This window comes from Ralstonia flaminis, from assembly GCF_958415495.1.
Taxonomy (GTDB): domain Bacteria; phylum Pseudomonadota; class Gammaproteobacteria; order Burkholderiales; family Burkholderiaceae; genus Ralstonia; species Ralstonia flaminis.
In genome coordinates this window covers 14971-34879 of record NZ_CATZLL010000025.1, presented here as the reverse complement: position 1 = coordinate 34879, position 19909 = coordinate 14971, and the positions used below count along the sequence as shown (strand labels likewise).

Below are 19909 nucleotides of genomic sequence, written 5' to 3'. Positions count from 1 at the left end.
GACGCATGGCGAACTCCCGGTTGGCAGGAGCTGGCTAGACTACGCCCAGTCACTCGGACATTTGAACTTGGCTATAACCGGACATTACAACTTAGCCCTGACAAATTTTTATCGTGTAATTTGTGTTATGTTAAATAAAAAGTTGCGCGGAGCGCAGAAGCAACCCAGCCTAAAGCTATCTGTACGACTCAAGCAAATCTAGCGACGCTCGCTATCTAAATCCGGCGACTTCTCTCTTGCCACTCGAGCCTTGGCGAAGGCTTGTCCATTTTTGCTTCCCACTGGCCAACGAGTGGTCATGAGTCCTTCGGCTCAGTCGGAACTCGCTGCCTTATGAGGTTCCTGATGTAGCTGCACGACCTTGCTGCGTACGAGCCGCGCGCCTGGGAACATCTGCTTGATTCGTCTCGGCCGGCCTAAACGTGGCCTGGTTTTCGCATAAATTTGGGCATCCTCAATCAGGTCCACTGTGAGGAACGGATAAGCAAAACATAGCTCCTCGAACCGCGTGCCTTCGTCAACCATGCCTAGCACATTGGCAATGGGCAGCCTCGTTCCCTTAAAGCACGGCATGCCACCGAGCGTCTTTTGATCTTCCACGATGCTGCGCAATGCCCGGCGCACTCGCTCGACTCGGCCCATCGCTCCTTTGACGTACGGCGTCAGCTCGACCGTAACGCCTGAATATGCGACCGTCCAATCAAGCCTCACCCTCTTCATCTCGGCACTGAGCATCAGCAATGCTTCGGTTTGGGGATGCGCCAGGACTCGCTCCGTCAGTGCCTCAATGACGTGCATCCTTGCCGAGCGCGTCAGGCATTCACTCGTCTGAAAATAGAACTCAGCAAAGGCGGCTGCCAGCGGCGCAAACCGTCGACTGCGGTTACGCGCAACTAGCGCACGCGGCAGCACGTTGTCATCAACCAGCCGATTGATTTCTCTATCGGACAGGTCGGCCAAGAACGCGATTTCGGCGGTTGAAGCCGCGGCATTGGCTGCAAACATGGAGCGCTCTCAAAAATATTCCGATGACCAAGAAGAATTCTAGGCATGCGGAACATTTTAGCTATGGTCGAGGTGACGTGACCGGTATTCCGGTCCAGTTCTTGTGAGAGGGTTGAAGTTTATTGGATAGTGCCTGGTTGCTGCGCGGTCATCGGTGTTGGCCAGTGGGCGGCAGGTGCCGGCGGACGGTATCGCTCTCTATGCTGCCGGGCCTGCCGCGCTGAGTTGCGTCCGGCAGTCGGACAGCATGACTTTCTGCGCTTCGAGAAGCGCAGAAAACTTGGCCAGCTCCCCAACCATGTTCTCGCGCTCTATTCGCGCCACCGCAAGTTCTGCCGTCTGCGCCTGTACTGTTGCACGTAGCGTGTCACGCTCCGCTTCCGCTCGAGCCCGATCTACGCGTGCTTGGCTGAGTTCAAGTTGCGCTTGTTCGTTGAGCGTTTCCAGTTCGCGCATACGCTTCGTCGCGGCTCCGGCCTCGGAGACAAGTCGCGCGCCATCCTTGTTGAGTTGCGTGATCTCCCCCTGCTTGACGATCAGCGTCTGGTTAGCCTGGCGTAGTTCCGCCTGTAGCTGCTGGACTTGTTGCTCGTGCCGGCGAGTTTCCTGATCGCGCTGTTCCTTGCTGGCGATACGGAAATGCTCCAGCGCCTGGTGCGCATGCTGCAGTTTGTCTTCCAACGAACGCCGAAAATCCTCATGCTCGGCCAGCCGCGCGGTGAGGTCTTGGGACTGTTGCGACGAGCGTTCGGCCTCGATGGTCCGCTGCTGCAGGGTGGCTTGCGTGTCGCTGTGCGCTGCCCGCACATCGGTGATGGCGGCATGCGCCTGAGCCAATTCGGTGCGAGCCCGCGCTAGCTCACTGGCCAGCTTGGCGGTCTCCGCCTCGGCCTGTTGGCGCTGAGCAGCTGACATGGCGGCCTGTTGATCAATCGTGGCCTGAGCCTCGTCATGCAAGCGCGCAGCCAGCCGCGCGACCAAGTCCTGAATGGCATCGGAAAGCGAGCCAGTGCGGTTCAACGCTGCACCTTCCTCTTCCTCCAGTTCCTTCAGGTACCGATGAATGGTTGTCTTCGAGCCTGTATTGCCTAGGGCGATACGTATTGCATCGATCGACGGGTGCTGTCCTTGCGCTACCAGCGAGTCGCGGGCGCGCTTTACATCTAGGCGGCTGAGTCCGGCACGGGCCATGGTGCTCCTACAATTTCATACCATATTACGTACCATGTATATACATAACAAATTAATGCGTCAAGGCGTAATGCGGAAGTAATTTTTCACACGCGATAATGGTGAATTATCACGTGTGATCTTGATTTGGATCGCCGGTTGCGCCCGCCCCTGGTACGGAACTGGGTCGGTAGGACGGTTTTCAGAAGCGGTGCCGAGATGGTCCTCCTTGCCCCAAAAAATGCGCTCACCTATCGCGGTTGCCGTTGCCCATCGACGTCATCGCTCACCGCTCCGTTGCGTGCCGTGTTTCTGGTCTGCTCGGCATGAGACCGTGACACCTCTAGAATTGGGGCACACCAACGGCCCATTTCACCGATGAGCAGCTACCGCGAGACCATCAAGCCGGTGCGCAATAACATGCGCAAGTTCGACTATCACTCAGTCCTCACGGCAGTCTCGAACTACTTGATCGAGACCGATGCCCAAGGCGCGGACCGCGGGCGCGCGGCTAGGCTGCCCTGGGTGGCAGAGCGGATCGCAGTGTGGGCGCTGCGAGATGAGCCTTCCATGTACCGACACGCCAAGATGTCGCAGAACGACCTGAGGACCTGCATCAACCAAGCGTGGAACGGGATCGACGCGTCTGACGTGTGGCGCAAAAACGGCCACCCTCTGGCTCTATTCATGCGGCAGTGGCTGCTTGCACAGGTGCCCCATCAGCAGAATCGCGGAATGGGCGCGTTTGCTCGCCAGATTGATTTGCTTGGGCGGCTCAAACCGAACAGCCGCCTGCGCCAAGTGATTGAGAACCATGTCGGCATGCGCGCCGAGGTCTATCTGCAGGTGGCGATGTTTCTGTGGCTGAAGGCTTCGGTGGGGATCGGCGATGTCTTCGAGCCGGCCTATTTGGAGACCCTCAGGCGCGCCTTCAGCGCTGAGGCGATGCAAAGCTTCTGGCGCACGGTGATTACACCGCGCCAAGTGGCTGGCCAAGCGTTGAAGGACTTTGACGAAGATGAATGGTTTCAGCCCAATGTGCTATACCGCTTCCCCTTTGTCGAACTGCAAGGGCGGCTGTATTTCTGGGGCGCACCGTGCCTGCACCGGCATATCGAGTTCGCGTTCAGCGACATCGTTGCGAACGCCAAAGATAAAGCTGCCAAGCAGGCTTTCGAGGACGCATTCGAAGCGTACACAGGGGAATCGTTGAGACGTAGCGGTTCTCACGTACTGAACGAACACGAGGTCCGCCAACGATTTCAGGTAGCCGGGCCATGCAGCGATTTCCTGATCATCGAGGATGACGCAACGATCGTATTTGAGGTCAAGAACAAGTCACTCTCACTGGATCTCCCAGCCTCGGCCTCGGTGAACAAGTACAAGACGAAGTTCAAGGAGACGATTCTCAAAGCGAATACCCAACTGGCCAACGTCGCATCCCACGTTCGAAAGGTACCAGAGTTCACCAGGAAGCCGATCCATCGGATCATCGTGACCTATGGCGATTTGATGCTAGGGAGGTCGGACTATCTGTTTCCGGACGAGGATCAGGCACGCGACCCCGTCTTGATTTTGAGTATCGACGAACTGGAGCAGCTTGTCGAAGCGGTTCGCCTCAAGCAATGCACGATGGGTGAATTCTTCGCCGACTTTCTGGCGCGCAACAACGAGCCTGCGCGAGCACTATTTTCGCCGGGCCACCTCCTTGCAGAAGTCCCCTACCAGTTGAACAAGCCGCCTGCTCATCTCGTTGCGGTTTATGACGCGGTACTGGACCCAATTACCGCGCGGTTTGAACAGCTGCGCGCACAAAACACCGCTTGAGCCTTCTGACTACTAGGATGGTGTTTGCTTCTTGCGCGAGGTCTGACAGACATAAGCAGGCTTGATGCCATGCGCCTCAAGCTTATGCACAGCCAGCGCGATTCGTGCGTTGGCTCGCTTGAGAAATTCAGGCAGGTCATGAATCAGCCAAGCTTGTCAGCCAGCATGACGCGCTCCTCGTGTTGCGGTCGCAAGCACACTCCACCCCGGGCAAGTGGCTTACGCTAACGTACCAACAACACCGGGAGCGAAGACAAACGAACCACACTCTCGGCGACACTTCCCAGCAACGCGCGCCGCACTCCCCGTCGGCCGTGGGTACCTAAAACCATGGCTTGTGCCCCGGCTTGCAACGCCATCCTCTCGAGTTCTGTCGCAACGTCGATATAGGTCAGCGGATCATCCGTCGTAACCTTGGCAGCCTGTATTCCAGCCTGCTGCGCCTTGAGAATCGCTTCCGCAACAAGCTTATGGCCGTGCTCGATCAACGTTTCGGTAACTTTCCGGGTATTCAGCGCGCCAAGGTCCCATTTGACGTGGGTGTTGTCGACGACATGGGCGATGACCAGCTTCGAGCCGAGTGTTTTGGCCAAACCGATCGCCTCGTCCAAAGCATGTTGTGCTGTCGGACTTCCGTCGATTGCGACCATGATGGTGTCGTACATTGTGTTCTCCTGGTAATAGCGCAGCGAGTTTCAACCTCGCAGCCTGAGAGGATCAGCGCTCTGCCTATCTCCGCGCATCGTCGGAACGCGTCGAGACTGGCCCCGGTCGCCGCAAGCGTATGCGTTTCGTTTGCAGGAAATAGCGCCAGTCAATCTTTGCGAACCCGTATACGAGGGCCAGGAACAACGCCTGCGACAGGACAAAGTAGATACCCATATAAGCGCCGTCGATCTCGGACTCCTCATCCAGATAACGTGCACCAATCTGGGCGATGTGTGTCCAGGTCAGATAGCTCACCCAACGGCCGACGAAAAACGGCAAGCCAATCAGCCACAGACGCATGCTGGTCAGGCCGTAGGCAATGAAGACGAAGTTGGAGGGAAACGGGCTGAACGCATACGCGAGTACCAACCCCACGGTCATGCCTTTGCGGTCCTCCAACCAGGCCCGGACCACATCGATGTTTTGGCGATCCGACTCGCGCATCCAGCGGTTACGTACGAGTACGCAGGACAGCCGCGCCAGGACCAGTCGACCGGCAGTTGCCGCACAAGCAGCCACGGCTGCAAGAAGCGCTGGATTGGCGTCGGGTTGTGAGAAGCCAATCCAGGACATCACCATCCAAGTTGGCGGAGCAAAAGCCGGCACCACATTCAGTAGAAAGATCGTTAAAAACAAAGCCGACAAACTCGTCATGACGATCCTGCCTCCCTGCCGAGGACATGAAACAACTCATCTTCCTGGGCACAGTGCAGACGCAGGACCGCCTCCAAGCCATACAGCAGACGCTGCAGCTCTTGCGTGACAAGTGCGTCGGGTCCTTCAACAGAAATATCCGCAACGATCCGGCCGAGAACGTTGGTCACCCGGAATATCTCGCGGTGCATGCCACTCATCGCGGCCATCGGGTCCTCTCCGCCGAGCAGGCGTGCTACATCCGGATAGAGCTCGGTATCGTCTCGGCGCTCGTGCGGCACAAGAACCTCAGTCAGAGATCGGTTCAGTGCCAGCAGCTCAGCTTTTGCCGCACTGCCCTCCATGTGGGGCAGTGTGTCCGCCATGACACGGATCCGATCCATGATGGGTTCCAGTTCTGCATGCTCCGCCTTGAGGCGTTCAACGTCGGTAGGCGCAAGAGAAGGCATCGTCTCGTTTGCAGCTGGCCGGAGGGCGCGCAAGGCGTTGGCGATGACGAGTACATCGATCACTTCTTGCAGCATTGCACCTGCCAATGGCGGCAGATAGCCTAGAGCCGCGGCAGCCATCGCCGCGAGAGACATCGACATCCCGATCGCCACGCTCTGCAGTGCGATGTGCCGTGTCCGGCGCGCGATCCGTACGGCCTCGACCAGTCGATCCAGCCTGTCGACCAACAGAACCACGTCCGCCGCCTCGGAGGACGCCGCCGCCCCGCGGGCGCCCATCGCCACACCGATGTCCGCTGCGGCCAGCGCCGGGGCGTCATTCACGCCGTCCCCAACCATGATCACCTTGCTGGTCGCGCGAGCCTCCTGGATGGCTGCCAGCTTGGCTGCCGGCGACAGCGACGCGTAGACCTCGGTCACCCCCAACATGGCCCCAACGGACTCGGCAACGTCAGGCCGGTCGCCTGTCAGCATCGCCTGACGCAGCACGCCCTCCTGACGCAGAAGACGCAGCGCACGGGGCGTCTCGAGACGGATGCGGTCGACCAACTGCAGTGCGCCGACCAGTTCACCGTCCACCCCAACAAAGACAGCCGACGCACCCGCGTAACCTACACGCTTGATGAATCCCTTGCTCCAGGCAGGCACATCAGATGTCCCCAGGACGTGGGGCAACGTGCCAATCGCAACGACGTGACCACCCACGCGACCTTGAACACCTGCACCTGGGTTTTCGACAACGTCACTGGGAAGTTGCAGCGCAGCTCCGCGCTCATGGGCTGCCTTGGCGATGGCTTCCGCCACAACATGATTCGATGCTTGGGCGAGCGAACCGGCGAGGCTCAGCACCATGTCCGGTCGATAGCGATGGTCACATTCAATATCGACTAAACGGGCGTACCCGCTGGTCAGAGTTCCCGTCTTGTCAAAGAACAGTGTGTCGGCCAGAGCGAGTTGTTCGAGGGCCCCACCGCCTTTGACTAGCACCCCTCGCTTTGCACAACGCGACATGCCAGAGACGATCGCGACCGGCACGGCGAGAATCAATGGGCAAGGTGTAGCGACGACCAACACAGCCAGGCATCGCGTCGAGTCGCCGGTGAGTATCCAACTGACCCCCGCCAGGAAAACGGTAACGCCCAAGAAAGCAACGGCGTAGCGGTCGGCCAGCCGCACTGAAGGGCTGCGCTCCGCCTGGGCCGCGCTGACCAGGCGGACGATACCGGCGAACGTGCTGTTCTCTGCTGACGCGCCCGCCACCATTTCAAAGGCGGTACCGACATTCAACACGCCGCTGCAGATCGCATCTGCCGCGCGGCGATGTCGAGCGATCGATTCTCCCGTCAGCGTGGCTTCATCGAGGTCCGCCGGCTCTGACAGCGTACCGTCCACGGGAACGACTTCGCCGTGCCGCACCAGCAGGCGATCCCCCGCCTGAACGTCAGCCAGATCAACCTGCTGCCACTGACCGCTGTGGAAGCGGTTGGCCCGTTTTGGCGCGTGGCTCAACAGTGCCGTCATCTCTCGCTGCGCGCGCGATTGCGCGAAATCCTCCAGTGCTCGCCCGCTCGCAAGCATCAGGGCAATCACGGCAGCAACCAAGACCTCCCCTGACACCAGGGCAAAGCTGATCGACAACAGCGCCAGGACGTCTACCCCGGCTTGTCGCCGCATGACCGAACGGGTAATCGTCGCCGCCAGGGCGAGCCAGTTCGGGACGACACCAACTAGCCAGAGGTCTCGCGCAAGCGCATCGGCATTGAGGTAGCGCGCCAACAATCCGGCCGCCAGCGTCGCGGCCGAGACAGCGAGCAGCGCCATATTGAGATGACGGAAGCCGGATTCCATGAACGATGGGCCTGCGCGAATAGCGACCTGGGAGAACCGTTTGTTGCGCTAGATCATGCGACGCAACAATCGGTCTTTCAGCATGAACTCATGCCAGAGTGCTGCGGCCGCATGCAGCCCAACAAAGATGTACACGAGCGTGGCACCTGACTCATGCACCTCCTTGCTGAGGCTCGCCAAGCTTTTGTCCTGCACGAGGGGTAGCGTCAAGGTCAGCCCGAACGGCTGAATCGGCTTGCCACCCCAGGCCAGCGCCAGCACGCCGAGAATGGGCATCCCGACCATCAACAGGTAGAGCACGCCATGCGTGAGGCGTGCTGCACGCTGCAGCAGTTGTGGGCCAGGGACCGGTGCCGGCGGCTGGGTTCCCCAACGGACAAATAAACGCAGCACCATCAACGCGAGCACGGACAGCCCCGCGGTCTGATGAACGACAAATACGGCGGCGCGCGTGGTGCTGCCCTTGGGGAAAAAGTCGAGTATCTCAATCGCCACCACGGCAATCGTGACGGCCAGGAATACCAGCCAATGCAGGGATCGCATGGCAAGGGAGTACTTCGGTTCGGAGCGCATAAAACCACCTAGAAATTGAGAATGCGTGAATCATGGCTGCGCAGTACAACATCTATGTACTCGCATGCCCCGTCGCGGACCAGCGACTTCTGACCGATCGCCGCCGCGATACGGAAAACAGTTGTCGCAGATCAAAAAACTGCCCCCTCGCGTTTAGGTCGGTGCCTCCACCGGGTCCACGTGGGTCATTACGTTGAGCACATCGCGGCGCAGCATGACGCGGCGCCGCGCTTCCAATGCAATGTCGTGGCCCTGTCTCACGCTGGCACGCGCATCGACTTCCAGGTGGACATCGACCAGGATCATGTCGCCCATGCGGCGAGTCTTGACGTCGTGTACGCCATGCACGCCCGGCGTTTCCAGCATCGTTTGGTGAATCGCCTCAACGGTTTCCTGGTCGACGGCACGGTCCATGAGATCGTGCAGCGCCTCCCACCCGAACTGCCAACCCATGCGCGTCACCATCAGGCCGACGATCAGGGCAGCCACAGGATCAAGCAGGCGGTAGCCGAACACATTGCCCACAATGCCGAGCGCCACCACCAGCGACGAGGCGGCGTCCGAGCGTGCGTGCCAGGCGTTGGCAACCAGCATGCTGGAGCGCACACGCTCGGCAACGGCCAGCATGTAGCGGAACAGCAGTTCCTTTGCCGCCAGCGCCCCGAGAGCGACCCACAGGCCGATGAGCTTGACTGGCTGAATGGCCTCGGGGTGCTCCAGCTTCACCACTGCATTCCAAAGCATGCCGACGCCGACGGCCAGCAACAGCAAGCCGAGCACCAGCGACGCGGCGTTCTCGAAGCGCTGATGCCCATAGTGGTGCGTTGCATCCGGTCCTTTCTGGCTGTGGTGGCTGGCAAACAGCACAACGAAGTCCGAGATCAAATCGGACAACGAGTGGATGGCATCGGCCACCAGCGCCTGGGAGCCGGCCAGGATGCCCGCCACGACTTGTGCAACGGTTAAGCCCAGGTTGACGGCCACGCTCACCAGCGTGCTGCGCCGTGCGGCTGCCTGCTTGGTCGCACTGTCTTCGGTATCCAGGTCGATCTTGAGATCGAGGTCTTCGGGATGTCGCATGATTCATCTACGTTAGGACACGTGGAGTACGCCGCTGCTTCGGTCGTCGCGAGCGCACCCACGTTGATGGTTATCGCTATCTATTCATGGGGCATGTAAGGCGTTGCTCAAGATCAGTCATCGAAATCCCACATGCGATGCAGATCCAGCTGGAGCCGGCTGTCCGCCTCCAGTACGTTCACCCGAGCGAGCCGCTCGGCCAACACTGCGTCGGCAAGGCTGCGGCGTGCCACCAACAGCTCGGTCAAGCCGGACTCGCCGGCGCGAAACGCGCGGGTGGCGCGGTCGGCTGCGCGTCTCTGTAACGTAGCCGCTTCGATCTGTGCCTGCGCGGCTCCTCCTTTGCCTTGCAGGTCACGATAGAGCACGTCGAATTCCGCACCCAGGCGTCGTTCTGCACCGAGTCTGCGGCGAGCTGCAGCTTCCGCATCGGCCGCGGCCGCCACTGCGGCAGTACGGCGATGCGCCGAGCCAAGCGGCATCGCCACGCTCACTCCCATGATGCGTTCCGCACCACCACGCTCCACCGATACGAACATGCCGACGGTGGGATCGGGCCGGCGCTCCAGATCTGCACGCTTGGCCATCTGCTGTGCCTGCGCCTCTTCCGCCATGGCAAGCCGGTACTCGTGGCTGTCCTGTATGTACTGCGTGCGCAATCGTTCCGGTGGGTCCTGCGGCAACACAGGCAGCGCGGTGTCAGCGGCCATCATGGGCCGGGGCAACCCCGGAAAACGGGCCTGCAGTTCCGCCTGCGCGGCCTGTTCGGCTGCAGCAGCCGTCGCCAGTGCGGCTTGCATGCGAGCCTGATCAGCTGCTGCCAGTTCACCGTCCAAGCGCGAAGCGTCACCCAACTGGACCCGGCGGGCCGTCAGCGTCGCCAACTCGGCCGCAGCCCGGGCATTCTCCTGAGCGGCCTGGCGTGCTTGCCCAGCCCGCACAGCAGTAAACCACAGCGAGAGGATCTGCCGCGATGCTTCGTGGCGTGCGTCCTTCACCGCAAGTTGGCCAGCCTCGGCCGCCGCATCAGCAAGCTGGCCATCGGCTTGAGCCTTGCCCCACAGCCTCAACGGCCGCTCCACGGCGATCTGCCCTTCGGCATGTCGCTCAGACGGATCTCGGACCTGACGCCCCTGTCCTATCGCCTTCACCACAGTCTCGGCCGTCCCTGCTCGAATACCTTCAGCACGGGCCAACGTAGCATCGCGGCGGGCTTCGGCCGCCATCACCTCGGGCGATTGCGCGACCGCCTCACGCACCGAGCTTTCAGCGGGGAGATAGCCCGGCGTGTTCTGTGCCTGTGCTGCGACGCAGCACAGCAGCATCGCGCTGGCTCCGGCCAATGCGAAGCGAAACATGTCCAACCTCATCGCGAATCTCCCTGCCCATCGGCCGTCCGGGCCCGGGGCATACCAAAGCGTTCAAACAGCAAGGGGAGCAGGAGCAGCGTCAGTGCCGTCGAAGAAAGCAACCCGCCCGACACTACGATCGCCAGCGGGCGTTGAATCTCCGACCCTGGCCCGCTGGCCAATAGCAGCGGAATCATCCCCAGTGCGGTAATGCAGGCTGTCATCAGCACCGGCCGCAGGCGGTCTTGCACGCCCACACGCACGGTTTCCGCCATGCTCGAGCCCGACTCCAGCAAGGTGTTGAAGTGCGAGACCAGCACCACACCATTGAGCACCGCGATCCCGAGCAGCGCGATAAAGCCGACGGAGGCCGGCACCGACAGGTACTCGCCCGATATCCGCAGCGCGGCGATGCCGCCTACGAGGGCAAACGGAATGTTGGCGACGACCAGCACCGCCTGCCGCACCGAGCGGAACGTGAGCATCAGCAGCAGAAAGATGGCGCCCAAGGCCAGCGGCACGACCAGTGCTAGACGCGCCGCCGCACGTTGCTGATTCTCGAACTGGCCGCCCCAGACAACACGCAGTCCTTTCGGCAGCGTGCTGATGCTGCCAACCGCACCCTGTGCTTCCTGCACAAAACCGGCCAGATCCCGGCCTTCAACGTTGGCCTGGATCACAGCAAACCGGGCTCCGTCTTCATGGTTGATGCGCACCGGCCCGTCCACGCGTTCGATGCGGGCCAGAGACGAGAGCGGCCAAGCTTTGCCATCTGGCGCCGTCACCAGGAGGCCGGTGAGGTTCTCCGGCGCTTGGCGCAGGCCCGCTCCGCCGCGCAGGATCAGCGGTGTACGCACAATGCCTTCGGGCACTACGCCAATCCGGTCACCTTCGATCAGGGCTCGCAACTGCGTTTGCAGGGCATCTCCGGTAAAGCCAGCGTGGCCGACTGCCGCGCGATCCAGCGAGACCTTCAGGTACTGCACACCACTGTTGCTGGGCGCGATCACCTCGGCGGCGCCACGGATGGAGCGCACCTTGGCAGCAATGGCCTGTGCGGCCGCGTCAATAGCGGCGAGATCGCTGCCGAAGAGCTTGATGGCGATATCCCCGCGCGTACCGGTCAGCATCTCCGACACGCGCATCTCGATCGGCTGCGTGAAGCCATAGATCACGCCGGGAAAGCGCTCCATCACGTGACGAATGGCTGTCGCGATGTCCTCCTTGTTGCCGCGCCACTGGTCCTTGGGCTTGAGCACCAGGAAGGTGTCGGTCTCATTCAGACCCATCGGGTCCAGGCCCAGGTCGTCGGAGCCGGAGCGCGCCACGATGGAGCGGATCTCGGGCACCTCTTTGAGCAGCGCTTGCTGCACGCGTTGGTCCAGGTCCAGCGATGCTGCCAGGGAAACAGACGGCGCCTTTTGCAACTGCACAATCAGATCGCCTTCGTCCATGGTCGGCATGAACGTCTTGCCGACTGACATGTACAGCACCACGGCCACGACAAGCGCCACCCCCGCCACGCCAAACACGATGCGGCGGCGCGCCGTGGTCCAGGCCTGCAGGCGGGCAAAGCCACCCGCCACCTTGCGCATCAGCCAAGGCGCCTCATCCGCATGCGCGAGCAGCAGCATGGAGGCCAACGCCGGCACGACCGTAAAGGCGATCACCACAGACGAGGCCAGTGCCAGCACGATGGTCAGCGCCACCGGCCCGAACAACTTGCCCTCCAGCCCCTGCAATGACAACAGCGGCAGGAACACGATGGCGATGATGGAAACGCCGGAGAGCATCGGCACCGCAACGGTAGCCACTGCGTGACGGATCACGGCCCCGCGCAGCGCTGGATCGGTCTTGTGGTCTTGGGCACGCGCCATGGCGGTCTCAATGTTCTCCACCACAACGACCGCCGCATCCACCAGCATGCCCAGAGCAATGGCCAGTCCACCCAGGCTCATCAGGTTGGCGGTCAGGCCCACGTAGCGCATCAGCAGGAAGGTCGCCAGCATCGACAGCGGCAGCGTGGCAGCCACCACCAGCGCCGCCCGCACACCGCCCAGGAACAGGTACAGCGTGATGACCACCAACACGCTGGCTTCAATCAGCGCACGCACCACCGTGTTGGCTGCGCGTGTCACCAGCTCGCCACGGTTGTAGAACACGTGTGCCGACATGCCCTTGGGCAGTTGAGGGCCAAGCGTGTCCAACCGTTCCTGTACCGCCTCGACCAGCTTGCGGGCATCGCTGCCGCGCAGGCCCAGCACCAGCCCTTCGACTACCTCACCGTTGCCATCCTTGCTGACAGCGCCGTTGCGGGTCGCCTCACCCAGCTGCACGGTGGCCACATCGCCCACGGTGACGGCAGGGTTGGACGCCGGACTCTGCGCTGGCACCACGACAATCGCTCGCAGATCGTCGAGCCCGCGCACGCCGCCTTCCACGCGGACCACCCAGTGCTCGTCACCGCGATCAAGCCGGCCCGCACCATCGTTGCGATTGTTGGCATCCAGCGCCTGGCGCAGCTGCTCCAGCGTCACCCCCCGTGCACGCAAGCGTGCCGGATCGGGCGTTACCTCATAGCTGCGGACCTCGCCACCCAATACGTTGACATCGGCCACGCCAGGAACGGTGCGCAACGCCGGCCGGATGACCCAGTCCAGCACTCGGCGCCGCTCCGCCAGCGAGTAGCCGTCGCCCTCCACGGTGAACATGAACATCTCGCCCAGCGGCGTGGTGATCGGCGCTAGGCCGCCCACGGCTGTCGACGGCAGGTCGCGGGCAAGACCTGCCAGGCGCTCCGACACTTGCTGGCGTGCCCAGTAGACGTCCACACCCTCTTCAAAATCGACCGTCACGTCGCTGATGCCGTATTTGGACACCGAGCGCACGATCGTCTTATGCGGAAGGCCGAGCAGTTCCTGCTCGATGGGTGTCGAGACACGCTGCTCGACTTCTTCCGGCGTCATGCCCGGCACCTTGAGCACGACCTTGACCTGCGTCGGCGAGATATCGGGAAACGCATCAATCGGCAGGTTCAGGTAAGCCCAGACGCCAGCGGCAGCAAGCACGCCGGCCGCGATCAGCACCAGCACACGCTGGCGCAAAGAAAACTCAATCAGGCGGGGCAGCATCACTGTTCTCCCGCCAGCAAGCCCTTGAGTGCACCGACGCCCGCAACCGCTACGCGTGTCCCTGTAGGCAGATTGGCGCGCAGGACAGCGACGGCGTCATCCGTACTGGCAACTGCGACCTCCTGGAAGCGGAAGCCTTTGTCGGTGGCGACAAACACGCCCGGAACGCCGGACACGTAGGCCAACGCGGCCGCCGGAACCCGCACCAGTCCCGAGGCGCCCGCGCCGGTAGAGCCGCGCAGCTTGAGCGTGACGTTGACGCTCTCGCCGGCGCGCAGGTCGCCACGGCGCTCCAGCGACGCCCGCACATGCACCCCTGCCGTACCGTCACCCGAAGGCGCAACGCCAATGACCGTACCGCTTGCACCGCGCGGCACGATCTCGATGCGGTCGCCTATGGTTGGCACGGGCACATCGCGGCCAACCAGCAGGTCCAGCTCCAGCGCAGCCGGGTCAACGATCCGGAAAAGCGGCGCGGCTGCTTCAACTCGAGCCCCCGGAACAGCGTTGACCTCCGACACCACGCCGCCATGATTCGCAATCAGTTGCGCTTCACCGCCCGCACTAGCGAATGCGATGCCTGCGGAAGCCAGTTCGGCCCGGCGCGCCTTGGCCATGGCGTTGGCTTCAGCGGCCCGCGCCTGCGTTGCCTGCCAGCGGCTCCCGGCGATGATGCCGTCGTCAAAGAGCGCCTTGTCACGGGCGAGCGATTGCTGCGCCAAACGCGCCTGCGAGTTGGCCTCCGTGAGCGCGCGGCTCGCTTCAAAGAGCTGCGGGCTCAGGAAACTCGCCAGCGGTTGACTCGGGCGGACGGTCTGCCCGAGTGACACCAGCACGCGAGGCACCACGCCCGCGTACGGAGCCGCCACCAGATATTGCGCATCCGGCTTGAAGACGACACGTGCGTGGGTGCCGACTTCCAAGCCCCCAGAAGCTGCGACCAAACTAAAGCGCACACCCAGTGCGCGCGCCTGCTCAGCCGACAGAGACGCTGCCCGTGCCCCCGGTTGAGCAGTAGCCCAACGCAAAGGAAATGCAGTCAGTGCAATCGATGCGCCAACCACCAGAATTCGTTTGAGAAACATGCTTGACTCCAATCCACGAAGGCAACGCTGTCAGCGTCATCCTCTAACTGCGTCGCATCCCGAAGCGGTATAAGGACCGACTGCGGCTGGGTATTTCCAGGTGATGCGAACAAGAATTTGGGAGCAGTGGATGGCCAGCGAATAGCAATGCAGCTACCGCCTTGTGGCGTCGAGCGAACGTGATGGGTCAGAAGCCGATGCTCCTAACGAATTCATGATCGCTACGGTGGGCGTGATGGGGCTGTTGCAGATCAACGAAACAAGTGTTCTGCTGCACCGTGACGCGAGTGCCGTCCGCCTGCTGAGGATCAGCAGGCCAGTGGGGGAGCCTGCGCTGGAGGAGGTCGGTTGATGCGATCGCGCCAGCGCGCGCGAATTGGTGCTGGCCGAAAGACAGGGCGCGATATGGCAGAACAGGCAAGCGCTGCCAGCAGAAGAAAGGTGAGTGCCGATAACCCAGGCCCCGCAGCAGCCCAAAGAAACGCGGCGAGATCCGATGGACCGATCGCGGGCTCGACATCGACCTCAAAGGGTTCCCTGCTCGTCAGCGCCAGTTCACGACCGAGAGCATCCTCCTCGTTCGGGGAGGCTCGATGATAGGAATATCCGAGGGATTGAAAATGAGAATCAACCGCGCCAGAAAGCGCGGTGTGCACGTGCAGGCCAGTCTGTTTCGGAATTCCGAAATGGCCGTGCAGGAGCGGGCTCAGCAGCTGCAGCAACACGATAAGAAGCAGCAACACAGCCCGAAGCGAGATGCTTGGGGTTGCACGTGACATGCGCGCATTGTAGCGCATGGCATCTCGTTGGATGTACTGACGGGAGACAGTCGCACCAAGGCGTACGCAAACGTACAACCGGCATCGCGCAAAGGCAACCGAACCTCTCCTCGAAGAGATCCCCCTAAGCCCCTCTCGATTATCTTTGATCTGCATCAGCTTGATCTCGTCAGCAGATTGACAGCATCGCCCCCAACGACTTTCATGTTTGAACGTGCTGGTGAAAACCAAGAACAATGGGGAGGAGCACCATGCGACGTTTCATTGTTGTGCTCAATGCACTCGCGGCGCTGCTGACGATTGGCGGTCTCGTGGCATGGTCCAGCGAAGCAGGCGCGGTACCTGCCTTTGCGCGCCAAACCGGTATGGCTTGCATGGCCTGTCACGTCAGCTTTCCCGAACTGACCCCATTCGGCCGGTTCTTCAAGATGACCGGCTACACGCTGAAAAACAACGACACCATCCCGCTCTCGGGTATGGTGCAGATCTCGCGCACCAACACACGCACCATCGACCAGCAGGACTTCGACTTCGTCCGCAATGGCGACACCGTCCCGCAGCAGGCCAGCCTCTTCTATGCTGGCCGCATCTATGGCCCAGTAGGTGCCTTCGCGCAGTGGACGTATGACGGCATCGCCCACCACAGCGCACTGGACAACACCGACATTCGCGCTGCTTGGCACCTGACGCGGGAAGAGGTCGATTTCATCTACGGCATCACCGTCAACAACAACCCAACGGTGTCCGATGTTTGGAATACCAGTCCGGCATTTGGCTATCCGTACGCTGCGCCCAACATCGGGGTGCCGCCTGCGGCAAGTACGCTGATCGACGGCGGACTCGCTCAGCAGGTGGTCGGCGCCAGTGCCTACGCGTTCTGGCAACGCCACGTGTACGCCGAACTCGGGGCCTACCGCACCGCCGATCAGGCGTTCTCTGTGTTCCGGGCGGGACAGGACACTGCCACCCCGGGCGGCGTCGCGCGCCTCAGCGGCGCAAATCCGTATTGGCGCATCGCCTACAACCAGGAATGGGGCGCGCATTCGATCATGTTCGGCACCTTCGGCCTCCTGGCCAACCGGTATCCCGACAACACCATGCCCGGCACGCCCACCGACCGCTTCCGCGACTTTGCCCTCGACGGCCAGTACCAGTACCTGACCATGACGCACGCCTTCACGGCGCAGCTGGCGTGGATTCACGAACAGCAGAACTGGCGCGCCAGCTTCCCGAGCGGCGGCATCGGCGCAGGCCCGACACCCGCCAACGCAACCGATCACCTGGATACCTTCAAGGCCAAGGCCTCGTACTACTACCAGCGCAAGTACGGCGCCACGCTTGCCTACTTCTCGACGACGGGCAACGCAGACCCCGGCCTCTACGCCCCGGCACCCGTCACCGGCAGCGCCAACGGGCGACCCGATACGCAGGGCCTGATCTTTGAACTGGACTACCTGCCACACCCGCAGATCAAACTGGCACTGCAATACACCTGGTACACCAAGTTCAACGGGGCGCATACGAACTACGACGGCAACGGCAGAAACGCGAGCGACAACAACATGATCTTTCTGCTCGGCTGGTTCATGTTCTAGCAGCCGTATCAACGCAGAGATGCGAGGGGGAGAACACGATGAAGAGGTCCCATCAACCCGGGCGGATTTGGCTTGGTGGTTTGGCGGCCCTGGTAGCCATCGGTTGGTCAGGCGCAGCCGGCGCGCAGGACGGCGAAAAGCTCGCTGCGCAGTTGTGCTCGTCCTGCCATGGCGTGCACGGCAAGAGCGAATCGCCGATGTTCCCGCGCCTGGACGCGCAGGTGCCGAACTATCTGGAGGCACAGCTCAAGGGATTCCGCAACCATGCGCGCGGCGAAACCGACGCGCAGAGCTTCATGTGGGGTATTGCCTCACAACTCGATGACAAGACCATCACATCGCTGGCAGATTACTACGCGCATCAGACTGCACCCGCCGGCGCCAGCGGCGATCCTGCACTGCTGGCCAGAGGCAAGGAAATTTTCGAGCATGGCCTTCCGTCCGAAGGCGTGCCGGCATGCGCGTCCTGCCACGGCCAGCATGCTGAAGGACAGGACACGTTCCCGCGGTTGGCGGGCCAGCATGAGGCCTATTTGGAGCGGCAAATCACCCACTTCCGAAGCGGCGCGCGCGGCAACGCACCGGTGATGAGCGCCGTCGCGCATACACTGAACGATGAACAAGCGAAGGCGGTGGCCACTTTCCTGCAGGCACAGTAGTAGAGCGCCACCGCGAAACCACTGACACCATCAAGGCAACGTGAGGATTCACCGCAGCGGTGCGCTGCGCATGGCGCGAGCGCCTGTTCGCATCTGTCCGGACAAACAGCGACAATACTGGCCGACAGCATTCGCTCAATGACGCAATGATAGATATCGATCAGTACCTGGAGGCCGCCACCCGCGACAACACGCGGCGCAGCTACCAGTCGGCCGTTCGCCATTTCGAGGTTGAGTGGAGTGGGTTCCTGCCGGCGAGCGCTGACAGCGTCGCGCGTTACTTGGCCGATTACGCCCAGACACTTTCGATCAATACGCTGCGCCAGCGGTTGGCCGCACTCGCGCAGTGGCATCTTGCGCAGGGTTTCCCGGATCCCACGCGCGCGCCCCATGTGCGCAAGGTGCTCAAGGGCATTCAGGCGCTGCACCCTGCGCAGGAGCGGCGAGCCAAGCCGCTGCACTTGACCCAGCTTGAGCAGTTGGTGGCCTGGTTAGATCAACAGATCGAGGCGGCTGACGGAGAAACTCGTGCGCTGCAGGTTCACACGCGCGACAAAGCGCTGGTGCTGATCGGCTTCTGGCGGGGCTTCCGCTCGGACGAGTTGAGCAGACTGCAGGTCGAGCACATCACCGTAGAGCCCGGTCGCGGCATGACGATCTTCCTGCCACGTTCCAAAACGGACCGCAATCACGTAGGCACAACCTACAAGGCGCCGGCCTTGTCGCGGCTGTGCCCAGTGGCGGCATATGAGGCGTGGCTGGTCGCATCGGGCCTGGTACAGGGGGCGGTGTTTCGGCGGATTGATCGGTGGGGCTGCATGGCCGGCGAGGGGCTGCAAGCCAACAGCATTGTGCCGTTGCTGCGGGCCTTGTTTCAAAAAGCGGGGTTGCCCCAGGCGGATCGCTACAGCAGCCACTCTCTACGTCGTGGCTTCGCGACCTGGGCGAACAGCAACCAGTGGGATCTCAAGATGCTGATGGAGTACGTAGGCTGGAAAGACGTGCGGTCAGCCATGCGCTACATCGACACGACTGACCTGTTTGCGCAACGTCGCATCGAGACTGCGTTGGCCGGCTAACTGCATGTCTATTCAGGGGCGCAGTGCAGTCCATGAATAGCGCTGAATCATCCAATTCACAAGACGCCAGGTGGCACGATGGCGGACCGAGAAGTTAACTCGTTTGCTATCGAGACTCCACGCCGGGCAGAATGCTTCCGCCTCAGGACAGTCACTCCAGGCGATCTCGACCACCCTCTTTGAGGACGCTACCTGCTTGAGAACAAGGCAGAATAGGCCCAGCACTTCGAGCTCGGCGACTATTCGATTCGCCTGGAGGCTGTATGGGACACGACAACTCCTCAGAACCAACCGTGGGTAGTTGTCCTCTCCGATCTCGATCTCTCTTCTCGCATCGGGGTCGGTTAAGCCGCTTAACGGGTTCACGCCGTAGAGGTACGCAGTCTTGCAGTACGCTGCTGCCGTAGCGCAAGCGGGCACCTGCATGCGTAAGCCACTCTGAAGGCTATCTAAATGGAATGCCACTCGCGCAATGTCGGTCTCTCTATCACGGCAGAGTCCCCTCAACTTCCTCAGCGTTGTCAGGATGGTGGCCGAAGTTGCTGCATCCACCTCCCAGTGGGCTGAAATGTCCTTTTCGCGCGGCAGATAGATATGGGACGTACGACCTACATTCCAACCTGGAAGCGTTGATCCTGTCCACAGCGCATGGCGCAGCACTCCACGGCGCAACCTGGCATCGAGTTCGTTCGAGGGCATTGAGACCAGTGGAGCACGAAAGTGCGATGTGTTCTTACTATCGAAATCCAACAGGCGCCTGCGCTCTGCGACCATAAGCTCAACCAATCGAACCTCAATGTCTCGCCGAGGATCTACGACGGTTCGGAGCAGGAGATGGCCACAACACGAGCACGCAAATGGATGGCGAGCGACCGACTCCCACGTTGGCTTAAAGGCATATCCGCAAAGCGTGCAGAT

The 19909-nt window shown here is 61.6% G+C and carries 15 protein-coding genes; 4 read left to right on the top strand and 11 right to left on the bottom strand.

Annotated elements, in window-relative coordinates:
* Positions 1 to 312: 312 nt before the first annotated feature.
* Together R2N11_RS25715 and R2N11_RS25710 are read right to left on the bottom strand one after the other, a co-directional pair.
* Entirely contained in the window at positions 313 to 1005 is a 693-nt protein-coding gene (locus R2N11_RS25715) for a DUF433 domain-containing protein (protein WP_316682904.1), read from the bottom strand.
* Positions 1006 to 1203: 198 nt separating this feature from the next.
* A complete protein-coding gene (locus R2N11_RS25710; protein WP_316682903.1) occupies positions 1204 to 2196 on the bottom strand; it encodes a DNA-binding protein in 993 nt (330 codons plus the stop codon).
* A 357-nt stretch (positions 2197 to 2553) separates the two neighbouring features.
* Here R2N11_RS25710 and R2N11_RS25705 point away from each other — a divergent pair, with 357 nt between their 5' ends.
* On the top strand, positions 2554 to 4002 hold the full coding sequence (locus R2N11_RS25705; protein WP_316682902.1) for a hypothetical protein: 1449 nt from the start codon (positions 2554 to 2556) through the stop codon (positions 4000 to 4002).
* 224 nt (positions 4003 to 4226) lie between these two features.
* On the opposite strand, the gene R2N11_RS25700 is transcribed toward R2N11_RS25705, so the two are convergent.
* The 9 genes from R2N11_RS25700 to R2N11_RS25660 all read right to left on the bottom strand — a co-directional run bounded on the left by R2N11_RS25700 (position 4227) and on the right by R2N11_RS25660 (position 15676).
* The gene (locus R2N11_RS25700) at positions 4227 to 4667 is read right to left on the bottom strand and encodes a universal stress protein (protein WP_316682900.1); all 441 of its coding nucleotides are present in this window, start codon (positions 4665 to 4667) and stop codon (positions 4227 to 4229) included.
* A gap of 64 nt (positions 4668 to 4731) precedes the next feature.
* Positions 4732 to 5364, bottom strand: coding sequence for a hypothetical protein (locus R2N11_RS25695; RefSeq protein WP_316682898.1), 633 nt, complete (start codon positions 5362 to 5364; stop codon positions 4732 to 4734).
* A complete protein-coding gene (locus R2N11_RS25690) occupies positions 5361 to 7661 on the bottom strand; it encodes a heavy metal translocating P-type ATPase (RefSeq protein ID WP_316682897.1) in 2301 nt (766 codons plus the stop codon). The genes R2N11_RS25695 and R2N11_RS25690 overlap by 4 nt, the downstream gene beginning before the upstream one ends.
* Before the next feature lie 48 nt (positions 7662 to 7709).
* Positions 7710 to 8234 (bottom strand): cytochrome b, encoded by a 525-nt coding sequence (locus tag R2N11_RS25685; RefSeq protein ID WP_316682896.1) that lies wholly within the window; start codon positions 8232 to 8234, stop codon positions 7710 to 7712.
* A gap of 153 nt (positions 8235 to 8387) precedes the next feature.
* Positions 8388 to 9314 carry a cation diffusion facilitator family transporter gene (locus R2N11_RS25680; RefSeq protein ID WP_316682895.1) on the bottom strand — a complete coding sequence of 309 codons (927 nt, stop codon included), beginning with the start codon at positions 9312 to 9314 and terminating at the stop codon, positions 8388 to 8390.
* 113 nt (positions 9315 to 9427) lie between these two features.
* On the bottom strand, positions 9428 to 10684 hold the full coding sequence (locus R2N11_RS25675; protein WP_316682894.1) for a TolC family protein: 1257 nt from the start codon (positions 10682 to 10684) through the stop codon (positions 9428 to 9430).
* Positions 10681 to 13794 carry an efflux RND transporter permease subunit gene (locus R2N11_RS25670; RefSeq protein WP_316682893.1) on the bottom strand — a complete coding sequence of 1038 codons (3114 nt, stop codon included), beginning with the start codon at positions 13792 to 13794 and terminating at the stop codon, positions 10681 to 10683. Before R2N11_RS25670 ends, R2N11_RS25675 begins: the two co-directional genes overlap by 4 nt.
* On the bottom strand, positions 13794 to 14879 hold the full coding sequence (locus R2N11_RS25665) for an efflux RND transporter periplasmic adaptor subunit (RefSeq protein WP_316682892.1): 1086 nt from the start codon (positions 14877 to 14879) through the stop codon (positions 13794 to 13796). The genes R2N11_RS25670 and R2N11_RS25665 overlap by 1 nt, the downstream gene beginning before the upstream one ends.
* Positions 14880 to 15187: 308 nt before the next feature.
* A complete protein-coding gene (locus tag R2N11_RS25660; RefSeq protein ID WP_316682891.1) occupies positions 15188 to 15676 on the bottom strand; it encodes a hypothetical protein in 489 nt (162 codons plus the stop codon).
* Between the two features lie 233 nt (positions 15677 to 15909).
* Here R2N11_RS25660 and R2N11_RS25655 point away from each other — a divergent pair, with 233 nt between their 5' ends.
* The 3 genes from R2N11_RS25655 (at position 15910) to R2N11_RS25645 (ending at position 18991) form a co-directional block, all read left to right on the top strand.
* Positions 15910 to 17253, top strand: coding sequence for a cytochrome C (locus tag R2N11_RS25655; RefSeq protein ID WP_316682890.1), 1344 nt, complete (start codon positions 15910 to 15912; stop codon positions 17251 to 17253).
* 38 nt (positions 17254 to 17291) lie between these two features.
* Positions 17292 to 17912, top strand: a complete 621-nt coding sequence (locus R2N11_RS25650) for a c-type cytochrome (protein WP_316682889.1) — start codon at positions 17292 to 17294, stop codon at positions 17910 to 17912.
* 146 nt (positions 17913 to 18058) lie between these two features.
* Entirely contained in the window at positions 18059 to 18991 is a 933-nt protein-coding gene (locus tag R2N11_RS25645) for a site-specific integrase (protein WP_316682888.1), read from the top strand.
* Positions 18992 to 19909: the final 918 nt, after the last annotated feature.

Bases quoted from the DNA above. Each gene is read 5' to 3' on its own strand.
- R2N11_RS25655 (WP_316682890.1), top strand. From the start codon at position 15,910: ATGCGACGTTTCATTGTTGTGCTCAATGCACTCGCGGCGCTGCTGACG.
- R2N11_RS25700 (WP_316682900.1), bottom strand. From the start codon at position 4,667: ATGTACGACACCATCATGGTCGCAATCGACGGAAGTCCGACAGCACAA.
- R2N11_RS25715 (WP_316682904.1), bottom strand. From the start codon at position 1,005: ATGTTTGCAGCCAATGCCGCGGCTTCAACCGCCGAAATCGCGTTCTTG.
- R2N11_RS25705 (WP_316682902.1), top strand. From the start codon at position 2,554: ATGAGCAGCTACCGCGAGACCATCAAGCCGGTGCGCAATAACATGCGC.
- R2N11_RS25665 (WP_316682892.1), bottom strand. From the start codon at position 14,879: ATGTTTCTCAAACGAATTCTGGTGGTTGGCGCATCGATTGCACTGACT.
- R2N11_RS25685 (WP_316682896.1), bottom strand. From the start codon at position 8,234: ATGCGCTCCGAACCGAAGTACTCCCTTGCCATGCGATCCCTGCATTGG.
- R2N11_RS25710 (WP_316682903.1), bottom strand. From the start codon at position 2,196: ATGGCCCGTGCCGGACTCAGCCGCCTAGATGTAAAGCGCGCCCGCGAC.
- R2N11_RS25670 (WP_316682893.1), bottom strand. From the start codon at position 13,794: ATGCTGCCCCGCCTGATTGAGTTTTCTTTGCGCCAGCGTGTGCTGGTG.
- R2N11_RS25690 (WP_316682897.1), bottom strand. From the start codon at position 7,661: ATGGAATCCGGCTTCCGTCATCTCAATATGGCGCTGCTCGCTGTCTCG.
- R2N11_RS25675 (WP_316682894.1), bottom strand. From the start codon at position 10,684: ATGAGGTTGGACATGTTTCGCTTCGCATTGGCCGGAGCCAGCGCGATG.
- R2N11_RS25660 (WP_316682891.1), bottom strand. From the start codon at position 15,676: ATGCGCTACAATGCGCGCATGTCACGTGCAACCCCAAGCATCTCGCTT.
- R2N11_RS25650 (WP_316682889.1), top strand. From the start codon at position 17,292: ATGAAGAGGTCCCATCAACCCGGGCGGATTTGGCTTGGTGGTTTGGCG.
- R2N11_RS25645 (WP_316682888.1), top strand. From the start codon at position 18,059: ATGATAGATATCGATCAGTACCTGGAGGCCGCCACCCGCGACAACACG.
- R2N11_RS25680 (WP_316682895.1), bottom strand. From the start codon at position 9,314: ATGCGACATCCCGAAGACCTCGATCTCAAGATCGACCTGGATACCGAA.
- R2N11_RS25695 (WP_316682898.1), bottom strand. From the start codon at position 5,364: ATGACGAGTTTGTCGGCTTTGTTTTTAACGATCTTTCTACTGAATGTG.